This is a genomic window from Lachnoanaerobaculum sp. MSX33, from assembly GCF_000512995.1.
Lineage (GTDB): Bacteria > Bacillota > Clostridia > Lachnospirales > Lachnospiraceae > Lachnoanaerobaculum.
The window spans coordinates 21665-44398 of sequence record NZ_AZXX01000089.1; the positions used below are offsets into that span (position 1 = coordinate 21665).

A 22734-nucleotide genomic window follows, 5' to 3' on the forward strand; every position below is an offset into this window, starting at 1 on the left:
ATTTTAACTCTTAACCACTTACTCTCATACATAAAAAATCAGCCCGGGGATTCACCTCGGACTGACTGTAAGTATATATCTCTATTAATCATCTACCTCTACGCTGCTTGAGATTATAGCTCCGTTTGAAACATTGATATCATATTCATATTCCAAGTTTCCAACTTTGAACTCGATCTCATAAACTTTAACACCGTTTTCATAATCAAGCTTTGCCTTTTTAAATCTTGCAGATCCGACTCCTGCGTGTGAAAGTGCTATTTGCTTTGCTCTTTCTACTGAAATCTCTGAAGTTTGAGTATTAGTCGATGATGTACTTGGCTGTGTAGGAATAACATAGTTCTCAATATCTCTATCAGCTGATAATATTGCTCCGCTCACTGCATCTATCTCATAATCATATTCTACATTTCCGCTGTAAAAATCAACATCATACTCATATCTGTTATTATCCTCAAGCTCAAGCTCCACTTTAACAAAAGTCACGTCCTTTTCCGCCAACTTTGCGTGTGCAAGTGCGATTCTTTTAGCCTCATCAGCTGTTATTTTCTTTGTTGCTTTATATGATTTGGATACTTTTGACTTGGCAACAAAGGTGCTTCCATAATATGGAACTCCTGTCATTCCTGCTGCAAATAACATACAAGATACTGTAACCGCACCTATTAAACTCTTACCTAATTTATTAAACTTTTTCATATTTTCCATCCTTTCCGTGTACAGTGAAAATAATTTTACCAATCTGTTAATACAAGCGTTTTTTCAAAAGGTCGTAAGTTCTTAATAGATTTATCATCCACCGTCGACGTTTATATGGATAATACTGTCTTTTTTAAGTTCTCTTATTTACCCTTTCACTATATTAATGCACGAGGACTTCATTTTATTGCATTGTTTTTAAATTTTTTTATTTTTTTAATATCATAGCTTTTATAAAACTATAACTGTAACGAAGGTTTAATCAGGTAAGCTCTTCTTCTTAGAAAACGGGCTCAAATCTATAAATAATTTTTTCAGTTCACTTGTGTCCCTAAACTCTTTAAATAAATACTCTAAAAGCTCTTCCTGTCTTGACTGCCCCAAAGTCAATCTGTATAAAGAAAGAATTTTAATCAATCTCTCATAATTTAATTCATCCTTACTCAAAGGATACATCGGCACAAGTCTTTCAATTTTTATACTCTGATTCTTTCCGAAACACCAAAACGGAATAAGTTCGGATTGCCCCTCTTGCCTTTCTTTCACTGCCGCTTCAAAGAGTTCTTTCCATATATCTTTCTCAAACTGTGTATTCTTACCATATTTATCGGCTACATTCTGTCTTATTGCCAAACATTTAAACCTGTTTATTCTGCCTTCTCTTTGTTCAAGATCTATAGGATTACTCGGCAGATTCCAATGCATTATAACGCGGCAATAGTTATGAAAATCCAGTCCCTCCTGACCTATGGATGTAGTAGCCAATACAAAGGGACGCATCGGAGAGTTAAAGGCATTTCTGATATTTTCCTTTCTTATAACAGTCTTGGAATTATCTCCCCTCTCATTACCAAATCCTACCGCATAGCTTGATCTAATCCTACATTCATCCCCTATTTCATTTGTACCGGTAATTCGCTTCTTAAAATCCGCATAAGTATCAATGGCATATGTGGCTGTACGTATATTTAATGATTCAACCATTATATTATGTACGAGAGAGTTTCTATCAACATCATCTTGAGAGCCTACACTTTCTCTCAACATATGAATATATTCATCAATCATAGCCTGAAAACATCCGTCTTTACAGTATTTAAGGACATTTTGCCAATGTGAATTATCATCCCTACACCTTCCATATGCAAGGTCAATAATGGCTGTGGATTCGGAAAGATTAAAATTATTTATAAAAATTTTGGCCAGTGATGTAGCCATTTCTCTGTTTCCCAAATTTGAACGATATATGCAAACAGCCGGAGAGCCTAAAACCATATTTATCAGTGTTTCTACCAAATCATCAGGCATTCTGCCAAGCTGTATTTCTTCCGGGTATTCAAGGTGATTTTGAAGTTTTTCAATATGGGCTTTAAACCCCTTGTTTCCTTTATCTTTTGAATTATCCCCTACATCAAAGTTTTCATACTCATTATCTTGAATCGCTAAAATATTCTCTGCCCAATCTTTCGCGTAATCAAATCCATCCATAAGTATAGGTGCAAGATAATACCACCTTTTATCTTCCTTCTTGTTAGAAGAATATCCATACTTTTCTTCCAATACCCTGAGTTTACCTGTTAATCTACGTCTTATAGACTTTTCTATATCTTTCAGAGATTCTTGTTTATTGAGCGATTCAATAGGTGAATACATATCTGCCAGCACTTTTGACGGATAAATCAGTGTAAGTAAATTCATACCTCTTACTTCACCGTTTGAGGTATTAAATCTTAGCCTTGGTGAAGGATACTTTCTCGTACCTTTTGCAAAATAGCCTGTATTTTTTATATCTTTATTTTTTATTTGATTTACAAGCTTTCCGACTGTAAGCCTTTCCGCCTCATATGATAACATAACACCTATCATTCTAGGCACCATCTCCCATGCGGAAAAGACAAGTATTTTAGAAAAACCTTTGCTGTTTTTATACACACCCTGTAGCTCATAGTATGGCATAGACGGTGGAATCCATAGATATTTTTCTGCGCCTTTAATAAACGCTTTCTCTTTTAAGGCCTCCAGTCTTGCATTTGTCTTTGGCAGTTCTTCATATTTACTGATTTTGCTTCGACTTAACCACAGCAGATTTTGAGCTCTTTCTTTCTCAAGTTCATATTTATTTTTGCGATAGTACCTTTCAATTTGTTCTTTAATCTTGTATTTTCTCATAAATGACATCAGATAGGGGCAACTCTTTACATAGTCTATCGGGCAGGTATCACCTACCTTGACATTTGACAATAAAGCAGACATCTGTATATAGGAATTTATATCATTTTCATTTACCTGCAAATGATATTTAATACTGCCGTCATCTATAAAGTCTCCTGAATCCATAACAGATATACGCTCTGTTCTGCTGACACCTTGATACATGGCGTCTTCAGCTAATTTTTTCAACTCGATAACGGTAGCATCTACCAACTTCGTCTCTCTGAGTACAACAGAATAATTCGTCCATATTTTCTCAAACTCACCGTATTTTGCTTCATCATCAAAGATAAATTTCATAACCTGCAAGAATTCCTCAAAATGTTCATAACCCTGTGACTCATCTATCTCTTCCGGTGTGTAATACAGCTTATACGGAGTCGCAGACATAAGAAGCACCTTTGTATTTCTACCGCTGAAAAATCTTTTAGCAAGTATACCTATTTCACTGTCTTCATCTGATATAAGGAACTTAAATCTTTGAAACTCATCCATAATTACAAGGTCAGGTTCCAACATGGATACACTTATCTTTGCAAACATAACTCTAAGCTTATTCATTACTGCATAATCCGAGTATGAAAGTTCTCTCTTATACCTTATCTCCTTTAAATGCTCCAGTACAATTTCTATTATTTCCTCAAATTCTTCACTACATATCTTATCAATTATATTTTTAGGATAGATACCTCCTGTAGCCTCTTCACATTGTGCCACACGACTCTCATAATTGTATTTTTCACTATTCTCCCATGACTTTACGGCGCCATGTATCATAAAATCTTCAAGGGTTTTTATATGAGCCTTAAAATCAGGAATCCGCTTTAAAATTGCAAAAATCAAAGCTCTTTCCTGCACACTTCCGCCTCCCGATGTCATTTTAAACGAGGTTTCCGGTGTAAGCGGAATAAGCTGTATGAATCCGTCTTTTACAGCCTCATCACTTGATTGTTCCATGATTTTTAAATGTTGCATGGATAATCTAGTATCCGATACAGATTCGACGATATTTCTACCTGTGATATCAAGCTTCCTGATGTTTTGATTTGCTATGTTCTGATTTGAACAGATATAAACCACCTTACATAGATCGCACTTTTCTTCAATTTTTTGTCTCGCTGTCTTTACAATCACACCCCTGCCGATAAGCGTCTTACCCATACCGACCTCATCGGCAACAAGCACATGATTCTGCTTATTTTTAAAAAGATAATCTACACGCTTAACAGTTTCCGCCTGAAAGTCCTTTAACATATTCATAGTGCGCTTTTCAATCTCATCTATATCAAACTTTGTCATACATAATCCTTTATTGTATTCTCAATTTTAGAGTACTGCAAAATGTTTCATATAGTCTGCGAAATTCATCCGGTATAATTTCACTGTCATTTACCATCTTAAGTACATATCCGATATCTTTTATCTTTTCAGGTTCTGTCACTGCCACCTTCAGCATTTTCTCGTATATTGCAGGCATTATACCGCTTTTCTTACTAAACATCCCTGATTCTCTTATTTGCTTTCCCTCAATCATAGATAAAATATAGTCATCACCAAGTACAAGTGAAATATATTCTATAAAAGATACTTTATCTCCTATAACGCTGTTTACCACTATATTTTCTCGGTTATCCGGAAAACCTATTGTGGGAATCATGATAATCCTGTTGAGTACAGTATCACCAGATTTAATTTCCACTTTATAAAACTCTGATAATTGCAATATTTCCAAGTCCGAAAACTCCATATGCTCGGACAAGATATGTTTCCTTTTTGAATTAATCGGTGAAATCGTTATATTTTCATCTGTATCAATACCGGTAAATTCTATTTTAACATTGTATTTATCTGTATTGGATTCGTCTTTTGAAATATAAGCAATTTTCTTTGTTCTGCATAGATACTTTATTTTATCTTCCATTATATCTCTGTTAATATCTGCCGTGTCATCTATTGCACTTTCTATCGTAACCTGCTCAAAAGGATTTTTTGTATCATCTGCATTCCCACAAAATATATCATCCAAAAACCTTTCGCCGTTAAGATGTTTATTCTTTGTACTAAACTTTACCATCATTTCCACATTTTTATTGATTGCAGAGTATGATGCATTCATAGAACCAAGATACAGATCCACATCGGCATATTTTCTTCTTAAATATATCTTTGCATGAATATCCTGTTTTCTTTTATCCGATGACTCATCCGAGATCTCATCTTCTCCGTCTATAATTTCATCTTTTAATGTGTATATGGTAAAATTATTGACATCACACTCTCTTAATTTTCCAAGTTCAGATCTCCTTGTAATAAGAGTTCTGCTGCACTCCGACAATGCCCTTTCTGAAAGGTTAAAGTCTGCAATTACACCACTCGATAAAAACGGTGACATTATAACAAGCTCATTAAATGTAGAATCGGCATCACCTTTTTGCGTACAAAATAATTTATCATTTTCTATTTTGTATGCCTTTTCTCCAATGCCCAGAGGTAGTATTTCAAAATTCTCTCCGAATACCTTACTGTCAAGTGAAAAAGAAATATCTTTAATTTCCTTCATCATTTTTCGAATAAGATTTCTTTTCTTTAAGTAATCAATACATTGTTTATTTACATTGCGAGCCAAATACTCCAAAAAATTACATATCGGCGTGCTCTTTCTTTTTTGTCTGACCTTCTTACTGCTGTCCATTGCAAAACTGATATCCCAGCTTCTGTCAAATGTCAGATTTCTGCTCATCACTACAAAGCGATACTTCCTGTCTCCCTCACTGTTTATATAAGACAGCATCCAGGTTTTAGGGTGAAACGAAGGATATATGCCCATACCTTTATCCTTAGGTAATGCAACTTCCACTACTATTTTTTCAAGTAAAACAGATAATGCTGTAGGCTTCGAAGGCACTTTGATTTGCCCGGCTTCACAAAAAAGTATCAGTCTGTCTGATACTTTCTGTAGTGCATTTAACATACATATAGGATTTTGCATCAGTCTGCTGTCCACCTCCTCAGATAATCCGAGGCAAACAGCCACCGATGTCAGAGCTTCCAAATCCAGTGAATAGGTTGTTCCTACCGCACTTTCCAATTTATAACCCTTTGGCGGCATTAAAATATTACCGTAATCAGTCCTGTCACTGTTTGAATCAGGTCTAAACATATACTTATCTCCAATTATAGATGTCTTTTATAATCCTTCTTGCATTAAAAAATCTGTAGTCAAGTTCTTTACCGCCTACCCATTTGGAATGATCAAATTCCTTTGTTCTCATTAACTTTGCCCGTGCACTTCCCTTTAAATGCAGTTCTCTCTTACGTATTATTTCATCTGCCAAATCGATATCTTCAGTCATAAATGCGCTTTGTATATCACAAAGAAATTTCTTTGTTCTGATATTTATAAGATTTAATTTAAAAAATACCTCATCCAAATTAACTTGAGCTCGGTATTTAATATCATTTCTTACTCTTTCCCATTCACTGAGGGCATCTTGATTCTCACCTTCCGATAACATAAGATTATATCTTACTCTCACCATATATATTAATTTGTTGAAGTCACATGCCAGTTTCATCATATCCGCCGTTTCGCTGTCAACTTTATCTGACAGCGCATATCTTAAAGACTCAAAACTGTCGTATTCATCAATGAGAATCTTATTTTTAAGTAAATATTCCAAAAGAGACCCCCTTGTCTCCTTTTGAATCTGCCTGTTCAGATACTCAGACTCTTCTTTGGTGAGATCAATTGTAAGATTGTCTCTCCAATCAGTATCATATGAAAGCAGACTCCAAAACTTTATACTGTCTATATTTCCGGCATCTATATCATCAGTGTTATTTTCTTCCTCGTCATAAGTATGTTTATCAGATTTTATATCAGATTTTCGCTTTTCAATCTCTATTGCGAGTGATATATATTCACGTATCGACAAGTCTTTATCACAAAATATCCCATATCTTTTAATTCCGTTCCAGTATATGTCGGAAGGTCTTCTCGACACCCATCCCTTGGGAAGGACTCTGCTTCCGATAACACCTTCAACTTTAGAATCTGAATTTAGCAATCTTTTCGCACAGTCTTTTTCATCAGCATCTATTTCTGTTAGGATTCTTTCTATATCCTTGCCGTATCTGCCGTCAACCGCGTCTTTTAATATATATGGAACTATAAAAAAATATTTTGCTCTTGTCTGTACTGTAGATGTTCCCGGGAAAAAGCAGTTTGCAAAGGCATCTCTGACAATTCCTATCCCAAGCTCATCAACCGTCCCCTGCTCACTTAGAAGATTGATAACATCCAGTGCCTTTTGTCTGTCTTCTTTTGAAAAATCAACCCATCCTAATTGCATAGTCTTCCTTTTTAGTGCGTATTATGCTTCTATAAGTATCTTCCACTTACCGTTTCGTTTCCCGTTCTTACGAGCAATTAAACCTTTTTCCTGCATTTCTACTGTGCATCTCTTAATTGTTCTCTCCGACTTCCCTACAAGCTCCGATATCTGCTTTTGAGTTAATGCCGGATTAATTTTTAAGGCATTTATAATAGCTAATTCTTCCAAAGACATTTCCAAAGTGCCATTTTGGCACTTTGAAACTGATTTGTTGGCACTTTGAATGGCACTTTGGCCATCAAAATCAATATGCATATATCGATTTTTCAAATCGTGCTTCGTATCCATTAAAAGATTTTCAAAGAATAATTCAAGAAATTCACTTGTAGCATGAATACCTGCTCTCAGATTGTTATAATTTGCTCGTACTAAAGTATTTCTGAAATACCATGAATTTTGGGCAAATGTATCGTTGCTTATAGTAAAGCCGAATGTCTTTAAGTATTTAATAATAAATACTGCAGTTGATCTTGTATTGCCTTCTCCAAACGGATGAATTTGCCATATTCCTGATGTGAATTTGGCAAAATGTCTAATGGCCTCCTGTATATTCAGTCCCTTATAGGAAAAGTTCTTCTCTTGTGAAAAGTCATAATCAAGTGTAGCCCTGATACTGTCAAATGATGCATACAGTACTGTATCTCCCTTAAGTACCCACTCATTTTTGGTAATATTGTAATCTCTTATTCTTCCGGCATAATGAAGTACACCTTCAAATAATCTACGATGAATGTTTTGTAATTCTACCGGTGAAAATTGAAACGTCTTTTCTCCAAGCAATTTTGCAATTCTTACAGATACAATATCCGCTTCTTTAGTATCTGCTTCCACACCGTCCCTTTCTTTTCTCTCTTTATAATAACTACTTATAAGCCTATCCGCTTCAGAAATGCTGATTTTACCTTCAATATGATCTTTTGCAGTTTCAATCAAATATTTTGATGGCTTAAGCCCGTCTACATCCTGAAGCCCTATGGCAGTTTTCCATGCATTACTCTTTTCTACCTTATCCGGTTCACCTTGGCGTATATATTCATTTAGCTCAAGATTCCAGTTCTTATCCGTCAAAACATCACCTCCCAACATACATCAATATATAACTACTCTGTCCCACTTCTATGTAATATATACTTCCTATTTACACAATATAATATTATGATGAAATCAAATAAAAACCAGTATAATATAAAAATAATAAAATCTAGTTATCTCCTGATAATTCTCTGATTTTGTCAAAAATATCAGTACAGTATCCATCATCTCCAAGTACTTGTCCAAGTACCTCAATATAATGAGGTGTTGCACTAACAACTTTCCCTGAATCATCAAAATTTAATGTTCCAACATAGATATATTTACCTTCTTGATTATTATACTTTATATCTGTCATTCCTATAACCGCATCCTTATCATCAAATTTTGCTAATATCCAACGCTGAGGAGCTAGAGACATCTTATATCCGGATATGAATTTTTCTAATGACATAGATGCAGCAACAACTATATCTGTCTCATACTGCTTAATAAACTCTTTGTTATTTTGAGTATTTGATACTGTATCACTAGGAACTTCGTCTACTGTATCCTCTGTTTCTTCATTTCTAAATGTTGTATGTAGATAATCTTCGGTTGGATTAACTGCTACATCACTATCGACTTTCACTTCAAACATTGCTTTTAAATAACTATCGCCACTTATATCAGACTTTTGTACAAGACGCCCTGCCATATACTCTCCATTTTCTCCAATTACTCCACGAACTGAATCTTCCTGAGTACTTGGCAAACTCATTGATACACTTAGGTCATATTCTCCACTTAAAGCTTCTCTTTTATTAGAGAATCCCTCACTGCTGGCCTTTCCATCTTTAATAGTTACTTTTTCTTGTCCTGTAAAAGATTCTTCAGTATTATAATCCCCTTTACTAAGAGTAAGCATCAGCACTGTTTTATCAGGAAGATTTGTATCTATATCAAATATAACGCTATTACCTTCTTTATGCCCTTTTACGTTTATAAAGACATCCAATTCTTTCTTGCTGTTTCCGTCTGATGCACCCGTTGTTTCTTCTACTTTTTCAATATTATCATTATTGTCTTTATTGGAACTTTTTCCACCTAAAGCTCCTATAAAGATAAATGCTATAATAACCCAAAACCACCACTTTTTATAAAAAGGTTTCCCGGCTTTATCCAAATTGCTATCTTTTTTCATTGCTCCAATCCTCCTTGAATTATATTATTTTAATTTATTTTCCATTCAAAGTATAAACTTAATCACAAAGTTATTCTTTTACTGACATCCCCTTTGGGAATCTCCTCTGTTGTTATAACTTCAAAACGTTCTTCCAGTTTCTTTCTATGCGCGTCATTTGGTCTATCTTTTGAAGGCTCATTTGTACAGCATATTATTGCTAATTCCCCCCTTTTTATACTGTTACTATTCTGATTTACAAGCTCTCCATAATCTGTATGCTGCGATCCATGATGTGGAACTATTAAATATTCGATTTGACTATCCGCAATTTTGGGTTCATTATTACTTTTCCTAGCCTCATTAAAAGATGAATAATTTACATCTCCCATCATCAGAACTACGTTATTTGCTGAATTTGTATACTCAATAACAATTCCTTCGCAATTCGAAAAACTACCATCGCACTTAGCTTTCCCTCCCATATACAATTTATATGTTGCTGAGATTTCGTTTTCTGCATCTTTAATATTGATTGGTTTTCCTATTAGACGACAAGACTCTTTATTTATAGTTTTATCTTTACTATATCTTTTCACAAGAAATAGATGTTTTTTTAAGTCAAGGTATTTAGCCAATCTTTTTGCATCTAAACATGCATCATAACAGTCTGGTGCAAACCAATCCTTATCAAAATAGTTCTTTTTAGCTACAGCAACTCCCGCAATATGATCCATATCCCAATGAGATAAGATAAAACAAGATGGATTATTTTTAACTATTTTTCTCATAGTTTCAGAATAATTGTAGCTTTTTCCTGATGAGATTCTTTTAGGACTATGTCTATAATTAAATCCTATATCATAAAAAAAACCATCATTACTATTATGAGCAAAAATACAGTTCCCATTACCTATTTTATATACATCAATATCTTTTACTATATTATTTCCTATGTTATTTCCAACCATTTGAATAAACTTATCATCATCCAAACAACAAGAACTATTAATATCATATGTATCTAGAATTTCTCTTTTTAACTTAATTGGAGTATTACAATTCTCAATTATACTTATATCTGTCCTTATTTTTTCTATATTGCTAGCGCTTTGAAGAACATATCCATTAATATTAATACCATCTCTAATGGAAGTATCAAATGTACATTCCATCCAAATATATGGAGATTCATCTTCTTCACTTGGTAGTTCATTTTTCTCAGCTTCTATTAATTTTATTTGTACCTTTTTTATATCCTCATACTCATTTCTATTGATTTCTGCAATAAAACTGAAAAAATAAGGGCGATAATGTTTGATAGCAGCATTTTTATAGTCTTCATCTTCTGTGTCCCTCATTGCATTAAACATCAAGCCATCATAAAAAAGCATCTCAAGAGTCAATAATGAGCAATATAAAGTAACTACTTCTTCACTATTATTTAAGCTATCTCTATCATTTTCTTTAAATGGACTATATTTGCTTAAATCTTGCATTTGAATAAACATTCTGGATTTGCCTCGAAATGCCTTCTTAAACATTTTATGGCAAATCTCATGATTTGTAAAATTTTGAGTTTTAATTAACCTATCAAGATAATGTTTACCTATTTCTTCTAAAAATAGAAAGAATTCTTTATTGCTTTTAAATCGTCCAAAAGTCTTATGATAAAAATAATCTTTATAATAAAAATAATCTTCATAATCAAATTCACTTAACATGTTAATAAAAAAACTTGCAACAAGTATTTTAAACCTATCTCTGCCACTGTACTTCATAAAATTCATAAACTCCTATTTATTATTTCCTCTCCATCACCACCACACTCTCAGTATGATAACTCCTTGCAAACTGATCCACCACCGTAAGTTTCTTTAGCTCATATTCCTTCTCGCACAGTATCTTTAAATCCCTTGCAAGTGTAGAAGAATCACAGCTTACATATACTATTCTCTTTGGCAATAATTTCAGCATTGTGTCTATTGCAAGCTTATCAAGACCTTTTCTTGGAGGGTCTACCACTATTACGTCTATATCTCTTATATTGCCGTTTTCGTATTCACCTGTGATGACTTCTTCCGCCTTGCCTACGAAGAATTTCACATTTTCTATATTGTTAAGCTTTGCATTCTCTCTTGCATTTTGTATTGCGGCGTCCACTATTTCCACACCGTAGACAAACTTTGCGGACTTTGCGAGGAAAAGTGAAATCGTACCTATACCGCAGTACATATCCCAAACTGTTTCTTCACCGGTCAGGGCGGCATACTCTAAGGCCTTACTATATAGCTTCTTTGTCTGCACGGGATTTACCTGATAGAATGACTGCGGTGATATTCTAAACTTTACATCGCCTATATAATCCTCTATATATCCGTTGCCATAAAGAGTAACTGTTTTTTCTCCCAATATGACATTGGTATTCTTTTTATTTATATTGATTGAGACTGACTTTAAGTCACTTCCAAGCGTAGTACATAGGCTCTCTACAAGCTTATCACTATGTGGCAAATTGTTTGCATTTACAACTATGCAAACCATCAGCTCACCTGTGGCAAAACCCTTTCTGATAAGCACATGTCTTACCACGCCTTTGCCACTCTCCTCATCATAGGCAGGTATATCATACTTCTCCATAAAATCAAGTACAGCCTTCAGTACGGTCTTATTTTCTTCTATCCCGATAATACAGTCATCAAACTCTACAATGCTGTGAGTTCTGCCTGCAAAATATCCTGTGATGTTTTTGCCGTTCTTTCTTCCGAACGGAAATTGGGATTTATTTCTGTACCTTATCGGGTCTTCCATACCGATGATTTCTTCTATCTCTACATTTGAGAGGTCAAATCCGCCTATTCTTTTCAGATGATTTTCCACTTTGTTTTGCTTTAGTTTAAGCTCCGCATTATAATCAAGACTTTGTAATGTACATCCGCCACAACTTCTTGCCACCGGACATTTGGCCTCTATTCTGTCGGGGCTTTCCTTAATAATGCTGTCAAGTCTTGCATATCCGTAGCTTTTCTTTGTTTTCATAACCTTTGCTGTGACTTTATCTCCGATAACAGTATCTTTTATAAACCATGTGAAGGCATCGGTTTTTCCGATGCCTTCGCCATTTTCTCCAAAGTCTGTTATATCAACTGTTATCATTTCACCTTTTTTGTAACTTGCCGTATTATCAGTTTTCATATATCTCCATTACTAAACTTATAAGACTGTTTTGATAATCAGTCTACGTTCTCGACTTTATATTATACACTTGTCTTTCTGTAATTGCTCTCAAGTAACTTATTATAACCGAGCCATCCTGTAGCTCCGTCCTGTCCCTGTGCCAACAGCTCAATAAATGTCTCCATCTTTGCATCCGCATTATCCGCCAGATTAAGTGCCAAAGCTTCTATAAGCGCAGGTTTTTTAGGTGAGCCATATTCAAGCTCTCCGTGATGAGCCAGTATACAATGTATCAGCTCGTTTGAAAGCTTCTTCGGGAATCCCGGAATCTTATCAATTTGAGTTTTTAATATCTCAACACCTATTACAATATGTCCCACCAGCTGACCTTCATCAGTATAATCATTTGCCGGGAATGCCGACAACTCTCTGGTCTTTCCTATATCATGGCAAAGTGCGGATGTGATAAGAAGATCATGATTTAACGACTCATAATTATCACAAAAATATTCGCAAAGCTTCACCACTCCCAAGGTATGCTCAAGTAATCCTCCAAGAAATCCGTGATGTACGGTCTTGGCTGCCGATGATGCTTTAAATGTAGATTGAAATTCAAAGTCCTCTATAAAAATAGCGGTCAAAAGCTTATTCAAGAAAGGATTTTTCACTGATTTTATCTTTTCTTTTAACTCCACAAACATTTTTTCAATATCTTTTTTAGATACAGGCACATAATCTGATGCTGTATATTCCTTTGCATCAGCCTCTCTTATTCTTGCAACCTTAAGCTGCAATGTGTTGTTAAAAGATGTAACTTCAGCGTCAACCACTACAAAGGTCATAGCATCTACATCAGAGATACCCGGAGAATAAAGATCCCATATCTTTGCGTCAATGCTTCCTGTCTTGTCTTGCAAACTGAGGCTGGCATATTCCTTACCTGTCTTGGATACTGCAATAGTTTTGGATTTACACAGATAAACATCTGAAATATGCATTCCTTCTTTTAAGCTTTCAATAAATTTCATTTTCTACCCTTCTAGCTCCTGGCACCAATAGTTGTCTCAAAATTCAATTCTGTAAATCCGTCTTTGCCTGAACGATTCACCTTGATATTTACTACTTGGTTCGGTTTTAGCTTTTCCATTATATTTTTAAACCCTGTTATGGAGTTTACTTCCTCACTGCCAATCATGGAAATTATATCCCCTGATTGTATCCCTATATTATAGGCCGGTGAATCTGCCCTGACTTCTGAGACATAGATACCGCTTGGCATACCCTCAGGCGCTTTGTCCTTGTCTATATCAAGTGCACGAACTCCCAAGTATGCAGAGCCTACACCATTTGTCATATTTTCAATCATCACCTTCAAATCGGATATACCATATGCCATTGATATGGATGAACTGTCATCAAGATTGGAAACCACACCTACCAGATTCCCTGATGTATCTATCAAAAATGTCCCTATGCTGTCCAAATGTTTGTCACAGTATATTACCCTTCCGTATCCGTCAAAAAAACTTGCATTCTTGTCAATTGCGGTTATATTACCGATATCGATACTTCTTGATACTCCCACCGGACTGCCTACCGCCAATATAAAAGCACCTTTTTTCAGCTGATATGAATTACCCAGTACAACAGGCTCAATGCTTTTTATCTTTTCTTCCATTGAAGAAATATCTACAGAGAGTATCATTAAATTTGTCAGCTGATCGCTTCCGATTACTGTAGCTTCCTGATTACTGCCGTCATAAAAACCGACTTTTATTCCACCCTCTTTTTCCATATTTGGAGCCAAAACAATAAGGCTGTCACCCGACTTTGCTATTATGATTCCCGAACAACTGCTTTCATTTTGCAATGTATTGTTGAACCAGTCAGTGTCTGTAGTGACGGCACTTATTTTTACAATAGTATTATCTTTTTCTTCTGCAACCTTACTCAGGCTCTCATACATCTGCACCAGATTCTTTTCGTTCAAATCAATACTTTCTATAGCAGATGCAACTATGTCTTCCACCTGTTCTGAAGATTCCGCTTCCTCACTACTCTCAACTGTAGTTTCTTCCTTCGGAATTTCGATAGTGGTCTTTGTCTTTTTGCTAAGTATGTTTTTGTTTATAATATGTGATGTCAATGCCATACTTGGTCCTGCAACCATTCCAAAAACAATAGCAAGGCAAGCCGCTGAGACAGCCTTTTTATTACGCTCTTTTTTATCCTCTATAATTGTCTGCTTTATAAAAGGATTTTTCTCATCAGGCTCATGTTCTTTTTTTGTATTTGGCATAAAAACCCTCTGCTTTCAGGATGTATTACATAATACCTCGCTCTCCCTAAGAAAGATTATAATGGTTTAAGGTCGATTTATCAAGCAAATGTAATATAGATTTAACACAAAATACATATCTGAATCAATATAATTATAAACTTTATAATCGCTTCTGTGTTTCTCTCTTTAGAATATAATAAAGTCCAGCCGCTACCGGTACTGCAACGAGTACACCGAATATTCCTCCGATGCTTCCGCCAAGTGAAACGGCAACAATAACCCACATGCCCGGAAGTCCTACAGAGCTTCCCACAACTCTCGGATATATTATATTGTTTTCAAATTGTTGTACCAATGTGTGAACTATTATAAATATTATCATGCTCTGTACAGATTTTGTAAGTATCATCAAAGCGCCGATAAAGAGTCCTGCATATGCACCGATAACCGGTATAAGTGCGGTCACACCAACAAGAATGGAGATAGATGAAGCATACGGTAATCTTGCTATAAACATAACTATATATAACAATACCCCAAGTATTATCGCCTCTTTTACCTGACTGACAAAATACTTCTTAAAACTGTTATTAAATATACTAAGAATGTCAATGATAAAGTCTCTTTTTGAAGGAATGAATGCTTTAAGAAGCTTATCTCCCTGTACTCCCAGCTTTTCCTTATCAACAAGTATATATATTGCAAAAACAATTGCCATAAATAAAGAAAATATCGTATTAAAAAATCCCGATATTCCGCTTAATACTCCGCTCAGTACATTTCCCACACCTGACATTACTTCTTTAATCAGCCTTGTCATATAGCCGGCAATATCTATATTATTGGTATCAATATTAAACATTTTTAAAATATTGTTTATTTGCTCATTATTACTTATATCAACTATCAACCGTTTTAAATCACTTGGATTGGTGTACATTATAGAAAATGATATTTTTACAAGCTGTGGAATAATTATTCCAAGAAGCAGTACTATCACAAGCATAAAGGTAAATATTGACAAGACTATTGATACCATTCTTATGATTTTTTTGTTATGAAATTTTTTCAAGAGTAAATCTTCATATGCATCCATAAGAATATTTATAATATATGCCATTATGGCACCTACCACGAACGGCATCAATGCTTTGGTTATATTTTTTACATAGCCTTCTACAACATTAAAATATCTTACTATCGCATATATTATAATTGTAAAAATCATAATATATGCGATATATTTCCTCTTTATACCGTTCACAATATTACCTTTCTGTCATTTTGCAAAGCGCTATCTTATCCAACTCATCGCTGATAAATGCATGTTCGTCAAAGATATCCAACACTCTAAACTTTGAGTATCCTCTTGGCAATGTGATATCCAAAAGTTCCAAATCGGAAAGTCTTAGTAGTTTTTGTTTACCCTTCCATTCATCTGTTTTAAAAATAGGGGACAATATCAGATATTTCTTATCTGCACTGAATTTTCCTCTGACACCACGCTTACCCTGTAGTTTATCCAGTCTTTCAGCTCCCCAAATTTTCTTTTTATAAACTCCGTCTTTGGTTATTTCCACATACCAATAATACTTATAAGTACTGAGACCTGCCGGGTTTACAATATCCGACTCTAAGAATACATATATTGCATCATCCTTTATCATCATACTTCCGATTTGAGGATAGTTATATTTAAAATCCATCTTATAATAAAGCCCGTCCGCCTCAGACAATGAGTCAAAAAATCTTTTCATTGTATTTTCTGTTGTAAATACCGGCTGTAATATATCTTCAAATTTTATAGTATTTTTGTCTTTATCATATTTAAAAAATGTAAAGCTGTTGGCAGCCATCGCCTCCACGCTTACACGACAAATAACAGGATAATTTTCGCTCTCTCCCAAAGTTGAAATCTCTGTTATATTCTCAGCAATACAAGGGTTTTCTATAATTATAGGAGTAAATACTTCGCTGTCCGCTTCAATTTTTACGGCCTTATCTTTACTGACTAAAATTATGCCGTCATCCGTATTAAGCAGAAGGTTGGCACTTCTATCCTCAGTATTTATGGGAATAAACTTATATTCATTATTCTTTAACCATAAAACACCCTTATTTTTCTCGCTGTCAATACAATAAATAACAAACTCATCCTTCGCTCTTGCAAAATGATTCTTTGCATATATCGGTGCAAACTTATATGATACCTCAAAAAGGGTTATACCCTCTATATGCCGGTCCATGAGCTTTTCCAATTTTATTCCCATAAATATTTAAATCTCCACTATTCTGTCTGCAAAGTCTTTTGCTTCATTTATATCATGTGTTACGAATACCACACTACTTTTACAAGTATACTCTTTTATAACACTCATTGCCACCGCTTTTGTCTTTTCATCCAGTCCCTTTAGGGCCTCATCAAATATATAAAGCCCGGCATCTCTTACAAGACATCTGGCAAGTGCAACTCTTCTTTTCTGGCCTCCACTCATGGTATTTACCGTTTTTGTACCGTCTATTCCAAGTTTTCTTAATATTTCATTTGAGCGTTCTTTATCGGCACTCATAAGGCATACATTTGAAATCGCACTGAAATCTTCGCTGAGTCTGTCTTCCTGAAACACTGCAGATATCTCATTTGGAATTTCCGTCTCACCACTGTCCGGCAGTTCAAAACCCGTTATAATATTTAAGACAGTGGTCTTTCCCTTTCCGGACTTACCCATCAGCGCAATATGTTCACCTTCATCTATTTCAAGATTAAAGTCTTTTAAAACTTCCGTCTCTCCAAAACTTTTGCATATATTTTTTAAAAACATCAATACACCTTCTTTATCAACCTGAAGAACCTTTTTGCAATAAATACCAACGCTCTTTCAAATATTGCACTGCAAAGTATCACCATAAATGTTATGACAAATACCTTTGAAGTTTCAAGATATATCTTTGCATCAAACAGGAAATATCCCAAAGTATTCTTCGGTCTGCCTATTACTTCAGCTGCAATACCCGATTTAAAGGCAATTCCCATTGAAGCCACACTTGATGATATTAAAAATGACTCCAGTGCCGGTAAGTATATGTATATAAATTTTGCCTTTTTTCCAAGTTTAAATATCTTTGCCATTTGAAGCATCTTAATGTCTACCGACTTTAGTCCTTCCAATGTATTCGCATAAAATATAGGCATTACAATGAAAAAGCATACAAGTACTGAAAGTGCCTCACTTCCAAGCCCTATAAGTATTATAATTACAAAGGATGCAACAGGTACCGATCGTATAACCGTAATATATGGTGAAATATATATCTCAAACAGTTTAAATCTATATGAGAGTGTTGCCAGAAGTATTCCCGCTCCGGCACCTGATAAAAATCCCAAAAGTATTTTAAATATACTTTTCCACATACCTTTCCAAAATACATTGCTAAGTCCAAGCTCAAACAATGCCTTTGCCACTTCTAAAGGTGAAGAAAGTAAAAATGATCTGTTCAAAATCATTGCAATTATTTGCCAAAACAGCAGTGCAAGAAGCACTGCTGTGATTTTATGTGTTTTATTTTTATTCATAGACTATTTTCCGGTATAGTAGAACTCTTCTCCCGGCAATGCACCGCCTACCGACTTAGGATTTAAATTAAACAATGTCATCAAATAGTCCTCTGTAGCGCTCTTCATATCTTCACCTGTGATAGAAACAAGGTTGCAATACGGTATTGCCTTAGCTGCGATAGGTGCTTTTATAATATCATTTGCCTCTACAAGCTTTGATGCCTCGTCCACATTTTCATTGATCCATTTTACCGAATCTGTGTAGTTAGATATAAACTCATCTACAAGTTCTTTATTCGATTCAAGAAAATCATTTCTTACAAACAGTCCTGCTGTAATAAGTTTTCCACCTGTTCCAAGCGCATCCCACTCCTTTGTAAGATCCAAAACGGTATTCAAGTTCTGTACTTTTGTCTGAGCTACAGTTACAAATGGCTGTGGCAACATAACTACCGCATTGTCTGCATTTTCAACAGCTGCAAGAACTTCATCAGCAGATGATTTCCAGTCCATAGTCACATCGGTATTTATATCAAGTCCATGTCCTGATAAGATATAGCTGAGTGAATACTCAGGTGTTGCACCCTGACCATGTGCTATTATTGTCTTACCCTTTAAGTCCTCAACGCTCTTTATACTCTGATCTCCTTTTTCAAGTATATAAAGTATACCGAGAGTGCTGATATCAAGCATAGTAACTTTTCCGTCAGAATTATTGAAAAGTACCGAACCCATATTTACAGGCAATGCCGCAATATCAACTTCTCCGTTTAAGAGCTTCGGTGCCATCACATCAGGTGCAGTCTCCATATCAAAATCGACACTGTATGCAAGACTTCCCTTGTTTGCATCATCTATGAGTTTTACAAGTCCGATACTTGTAGGTCCTTTTAATCCACCGAGCTTTATGGTTCCAAGACTCTCTTCATTTGCACCTGCAGTACTTGTTTGTGTACTCTCTGCTGCAGTGCTCTCCGCTCCTGAAGTACTCTCATTTACATTTGTCTTCGCACAACCTGACAATGCCAACAATGCGCATGCCATTACAGCTAATATTCTTTTTTTCACTACTACCTCCAAAATATATTTATTATGAGCAAAACATATTTTTCCTCTTATAAAAAAGAGCAAAACCATAAGGTTTTACTCTCTTATTTTAATTAATTTCTATAGAAATATCAATGCATTAATTCTGAATGTTGTCGACACCTTCCTTGATATCTTCCTTTACATCCTCTACCTTGTCTTCAACAGCTTCCTTAGCTTCATTAAATGTATCTACAGCCTGATCCTTTACTTCCTCAGCCTTTTCAGCTACATCTTCAGCCTTTTCGGCTACAGCATCTTTTACTTCTTCTGCTTTTTCAGCTACGGCATCTTTTACTTCTTCCGCCTTCTTGCCTACAGTATTCTTTACTTTTTCAATTTCCTCATTAAGCTTGTCTATATTGAGGAAATGCTCCTTAATAGCCTCGCAGAATCCCTTTATCTCCTCAGGTACTTCCTCGCCCTTTGCAAATTTTTCTATAAGAGTCTCACTGATTTTCTTCTTTTCCTTTTCAATTTCAACTCTCTCTGCTGAAATCTTTGAATTAAGCTTGCTTATCTCTAAAGCGTCATTTGTCTTATCGCTAACCTGTTTAGCAAGGTCACCTGCAGCTGCACTCAAGTTCTTTGCAACATCACCTAATTGATCAAAAAATCCCATTATCATATCCTCCTTAATATATACAATCCTTCATTGAACTGTTAACCCGAATCAAATCTGATTTAGTCAATTATATCAAATACAGACAATTTTGCAATTTATTTTATCTTAATATTTATTATGTTTTTGATACATTTTAAGTATTACTCTATAGCAATATTTCCGGATAGTGCCTGCATATATGTATTGTAATCCGTCTTAAGTTGAAGCCTTGCACTCTCCAATTCCGCTTGCTTTTGTAGAACCGAAAGCTTTCCTCCAAGATACTGTGCAGTTGAGAGCATGCCAAGTCTTCTTTGTGTATCCAATGCATTTCCGGTAGCGTTGGCCGCTTCTACTCCCGCATTTGCCGCTGCAAGATTACTTTTATCTGTTATTATATTATTATAAAGTTCATTTATATTTGCTCTTAACATATCTTCATCCTGATTTGACTGATACAGCTTTGCTTCCACAAATGAACTTGACTTTGAAGATGTATTATGTCTGTTCTTTATAAGTGTTGCATTGTTTCCAATGGCTGTATTTATATCCACACTTGGATTTAGCTTATTTATATCGTCATCACTTACATCAGGTATATCCGCAACGGTGACGACAGCATCAGGAGACCAACCGCACATAGTTATAATAGTACGATAAAGCTTATCCTTATTAGCCTTCAGATTCAAAAGATTTGCTCTTGCATTTGTCAGGTCGCTTTGAGCCTTTATAATGTCCGCATTGGTTGACAATCCCAAACTTCCTGTCTGGTTTGTGACTCTTAGCACTTCTTCATACATCTTTATCATACTGTCAAGTATCTTTTCCTGATTTTCTATATTTTTATATCCGATCATAAGTGCTCTTACACCTGCCACAACCTGATCCTGTGCATTTCTTATAGGTGCATTGGTACTTGTCACCTGCCTTGACAGTTTATCCTTTGCAATGCTCATTGCCTGTATACTCATACCGAGGCCCTTGCCCTGTGCCTTATATAGCATTGTATTTACAATATCACCGTCGTTCATAGCCACAGTCGCATTACCGCTCATCTCTCTTTTTGCCGCTTTGAGTGTATCCAGTGCCGTACTCAAGCTGTCTACATTTTCATTAAACTTACTCCAAGCTGATGATATGTTTACATTGAAGTTTTTTACCAAATCTTCTATTTCTCCATACTCCAAAGTATTATCCATAAGTTTATTCCAGGTCTCTTCACTGTATCCGTTAAGTTGTGCCTGTGTCTTTCCTACATCTGACGGATTCTTTGGAGAAGTAACATATGCATATGATGTTACAGGTGCGGCAAGTGCCATACAAAGAGACAAAGCTATTATTTTGTTTTTCATTTATAAGCCTCCTTATGATGTTGATGCAAGCCCTTTTAGTGCCCAATCATAGTTTGCTATTGCCTGATTTATGGCATATCTGCTCTGCTCCAACGCTCTTTTTGCATTCTCCGTTGTTACCCTTTGTGTATCAAGTTCAAGCTTACTTATCATTCCAAGTGAAAATCTCTGATTTGCAGTAGCCAGATTAGCCTCTTGAAGATTTGCAAAACTGTTTGCATAGTTATAGCTTTCCTTTGCAGCTGCTATATTTTGTGCCGCCACTGTAAGAACTGTTGATATATTTTTCTTATTATCTTCTATAGTCAGCTTCAAACTTTGCTTGTCGGAGTCTGCACTTGCATTTTCCAATTTCTTTTCATTTATTCTCAGTGTGTAATTATTTTCCAATGCTTTTTGTAAATCAGCACTCGGATCAAATACTCTGTTCATATCGGGAGCCGGTATATCTCCTACATTTGGCGTGGCATTATAGCTCCATCCTGTCATTACCTGCAATTTCTTAAGTACCGTATTGTTATCTGATATCGCCTTAGCCAAAGCATTCTGTGCATTGAGTACCTTTTCTTTAGCACTTAATACATCTATATTTGTACCCGTTCCGGCATTTAACTTTGCATTTGCCATATTCAATGAAATATTTGCAAGTTCAAGATTACCCTTAGCCACATCTATTGCTACTTGACCCGATTTATATGAAATCATATTTGTAACAGCGCTCTGTGCCAAAGTCTTTTCCGCCTGCTCATATCCAAGTCTTATAATATTTGCATCTTCAAGTGTGGAATCCGCACTTGATAAAAGATTTTGTGCCGTTGCTCTTGCAGTCGCTACGCTTGAAAGCTTTGCTATATATGTCGGATCGCTTGGATCAGGGTCATCCAAATTATTTAAAATTTCTTCTGCATTTTCTCTGTACTTATCAGACACTTCAGTATTTGTTCTTCCGTAGTTTCTTTTAAACTTTGCTAAAGCCACTTCATTTGAACGCACTGTAGCATTGTACTCAGCTATCAAATCTTCTATCTCGCCGTACTCAAGATTATTGTCTTCAAGTGCAGCCCACTCTTCATTACTTCTGTTAAATCTTGGAGTCCTTGCAAATACGGTTGTAGTCATAAGCATACTGCCTGAAAGTGCAAGGGCTATTATTTTTCTGCCTTTTTTATTCATATTCACC

Annotated in this window: 18 protein-coding genes; all 18 read right to left on the reverse strand. The window is 35.4% G+C overall.

Annotated elements, in window-relative coordinates; genetic code table 11:
• Positions 1–84: 84 nt before the first annotated feature.
• Complete coding sequence (locus HMPREF1495_RS10960) at positions 85–699, reverse strand: PepSY domain-containing protein (protein ID WP_034214794.1); 615 nt, start codon at positions 697–699, stop codon at positions 85–87.
• 258 nt (positions 700–957) lie between these two features.
• On the reverse strand, positions 958–4209 hold the full coding sequence (locus HMPREF1495_RS10965) for a DEAD/DEAH box helicase (RefSeq protein ID WP_034214796.1): 3252 nt from the start codon (positions 4207–4209) through the stop codon (positions 958–960).
• A gap of 10 nt (positions 4210–4219) precedes the next feature.
• The gene (locus HMPREF1495_RS10970; protein ID WP_034214798.1) at positions 4220–6070 is read right to left on the reverse strand and encodes a phospholipase D family protein; all 1851 of its coding nucleotides are present in this window, start codon (positions 6068–6070) and stop codon (positions 4220–4222) included.
• Between the two features lie 4 nt (positions 6071–6074).
• Positions 6075–7262, reverse strand: coding sequence for a DUF6361 family protein (locus tag HMPREF1495_RS10975; RefSeq protein ID WP_034214800.1), 1188 nt, complete (start codon positions 7260–7262; stop codon positions 6075–6077).
• A gap of 21 nt (positions 7263–7283) precedes the next feature.
• Entirely contained in the window at positions 7284–8390 is a 1107-nt protein-coding gene (locus HMPREF1495_RS10980; RefSeq protein WP_084544520.1) for a Fic family protein, read from the reverse strand.
• Between the two features lie 115 nt (positions 8391–8505).
• A complete protein-coding gene (locus HMPREF1495_RS13475) occupies positions 8506–9519 on the reverse strand; it encodes a hypothetical protein (RefSeq protein WP_051402829.1) in 1014 nt (337 codons plus the stop codon).
• Between the two features lie 62 nt (positions 9520–9581).
• Positions 9582–11279 (reverse strand): hypothetical protein, encoded by a 1698-nt coding sequence (locus tag HMPREF1495_RS10990; protein ID WP_156912997.1) that lies wholly within the window; start codon positions 11277–11279, stop codon positions 9582–9584.
• 22 nt (positions 11280–11301) lie between these two features.
• On the reverse strand, positions 11302–12693 hold the full coding sequence (gene rlmD / locus HMPREF1495_RS10995; RefSeq protein ID WP_034214804.1) for a 23S rRNA (uracil(1939)-C(5))-methyltransferase RlmD: 1392 nt from the start codon (positions 12691–12693) through the stop codon (positions 11302–11304).
• A gap of 62 nt (positions 12694–12755) precedes the next feature.
• On the reverse strand, positions 12756–13703 hold the full coding sequence (locus HMPREF1495_RS11000; protein WP_034214805.1) for a 3'-5' exoribonuclease YhaM family protein: 948 nt from the start codon (positions 13701–13703) through the stop codon (positions 12756–12758).
• An 11-nt stretch (positions 13704–13714) separates the two neighbouring features.
• Entirely contained in the window at positions 13715–14974 is a 1260-nt protein-coding gene (locus tag HMPREF1495_RS11005) for a S1C family serine protease (RefSeq protein ID WP_034214807.1), read from the reverse strand.
• Between the two features lie 142 nt (positions 14975–15116).
• Positions 15117–16184 carry an AI-2E family transporter gene (locus HMPREF1495_RS11010; protein WP_242832902.1) on the reverse strand — a complete coding sequence of 356 codons (1068 nt, stop codon included), beginning with the start codon at positions 16182–16184 and terminating at the stop codon, positions 15117–15119.
• 40 nt (positions 16185–16224) lie between these two features.
• Positions 16225–17226, reverse strand: coding sequence for a hypothetical protein (locus HMPREF1495_RS11015; protein WP_034214810.1), 1002 nt, complete (start codon positions 17224–17226; stop codon positions 16225–16227).
• A gap of 6 nt (positions 17227–17232) precedes the next feature.
• Positions 17233–17778, reverse strand: a complete 546-nt coding sequence (locus HMPREF1495_RS11020; protein WP_034214812.1) for an ATP-binding cassette domain-containing protein — start codon at positions 17776–17778, stop codon at positions 17233–17235.
• Positions 17778–18530 (reverse strand): ABC transporter permease, encoded by a 753-nt coding sequence (locus HMPREF1495_RS11025; protein ID WP_034214813.1) that lies wholly within the window; start codon positions 18528–18530, stop codon positions 17778–17780. The genes HMPREF1495_RS11020 and HMPREF1495_RS11025 overlap by 1 nt, the downstream gene beginning before the upstream one ends.
• Positions 18531–18533: 3 nt before the next feature.
• On the reverse strand, positions 18534–19580 hold the full coding sequence (locus HMPREF1495_RS11030) for an ABC transporter substrate-binding protein (RefSeq protein ID WP_242832903.1): 1047 nt from the start codon (positions 19578–19580) through the stop codon (positions 18534–18536).
• Positions 19581–19698: 118 nt separating this feature from the next.
• Positions 19699–20220: a YtxH domain-containing protein gene (locus tag HMPREF1495_RS11035; RefSeq protein ID WP_034214815.1), complete on the reverse strand. Its 522-nt coding sequence runs from the start codon at positions 20218–20220 to the stop codon at positions 19699–19701.
• A 143-nt stretch (positions 20221–20363) separates the two neighbouring features.
• The gene (locus tag HMPREF1495_RS11040; RefSeq protein WP_034214816.1) at positions 20364–21554 is read right to left on the reverse strand and encodes a TolC family protein; all 1191 of its coding nucleotides are present in this window, start codon (positions 21552–21554) and stop codon (positions 20364–20366) included.
• Between the two features lie 12 nt (positions 21555–21566).
• Positions 21567–22727, reverse strand: a complete 1161-nt coding sequence (locus HMPREF1495_RS11045) for a TolC family protein (protein ID WP_007594230.1) — start codon at positions 22725–22727, stop codon at positions 21567–21569.
• Positions 22728–22734 lie beyond the last annotated feature (7 nt).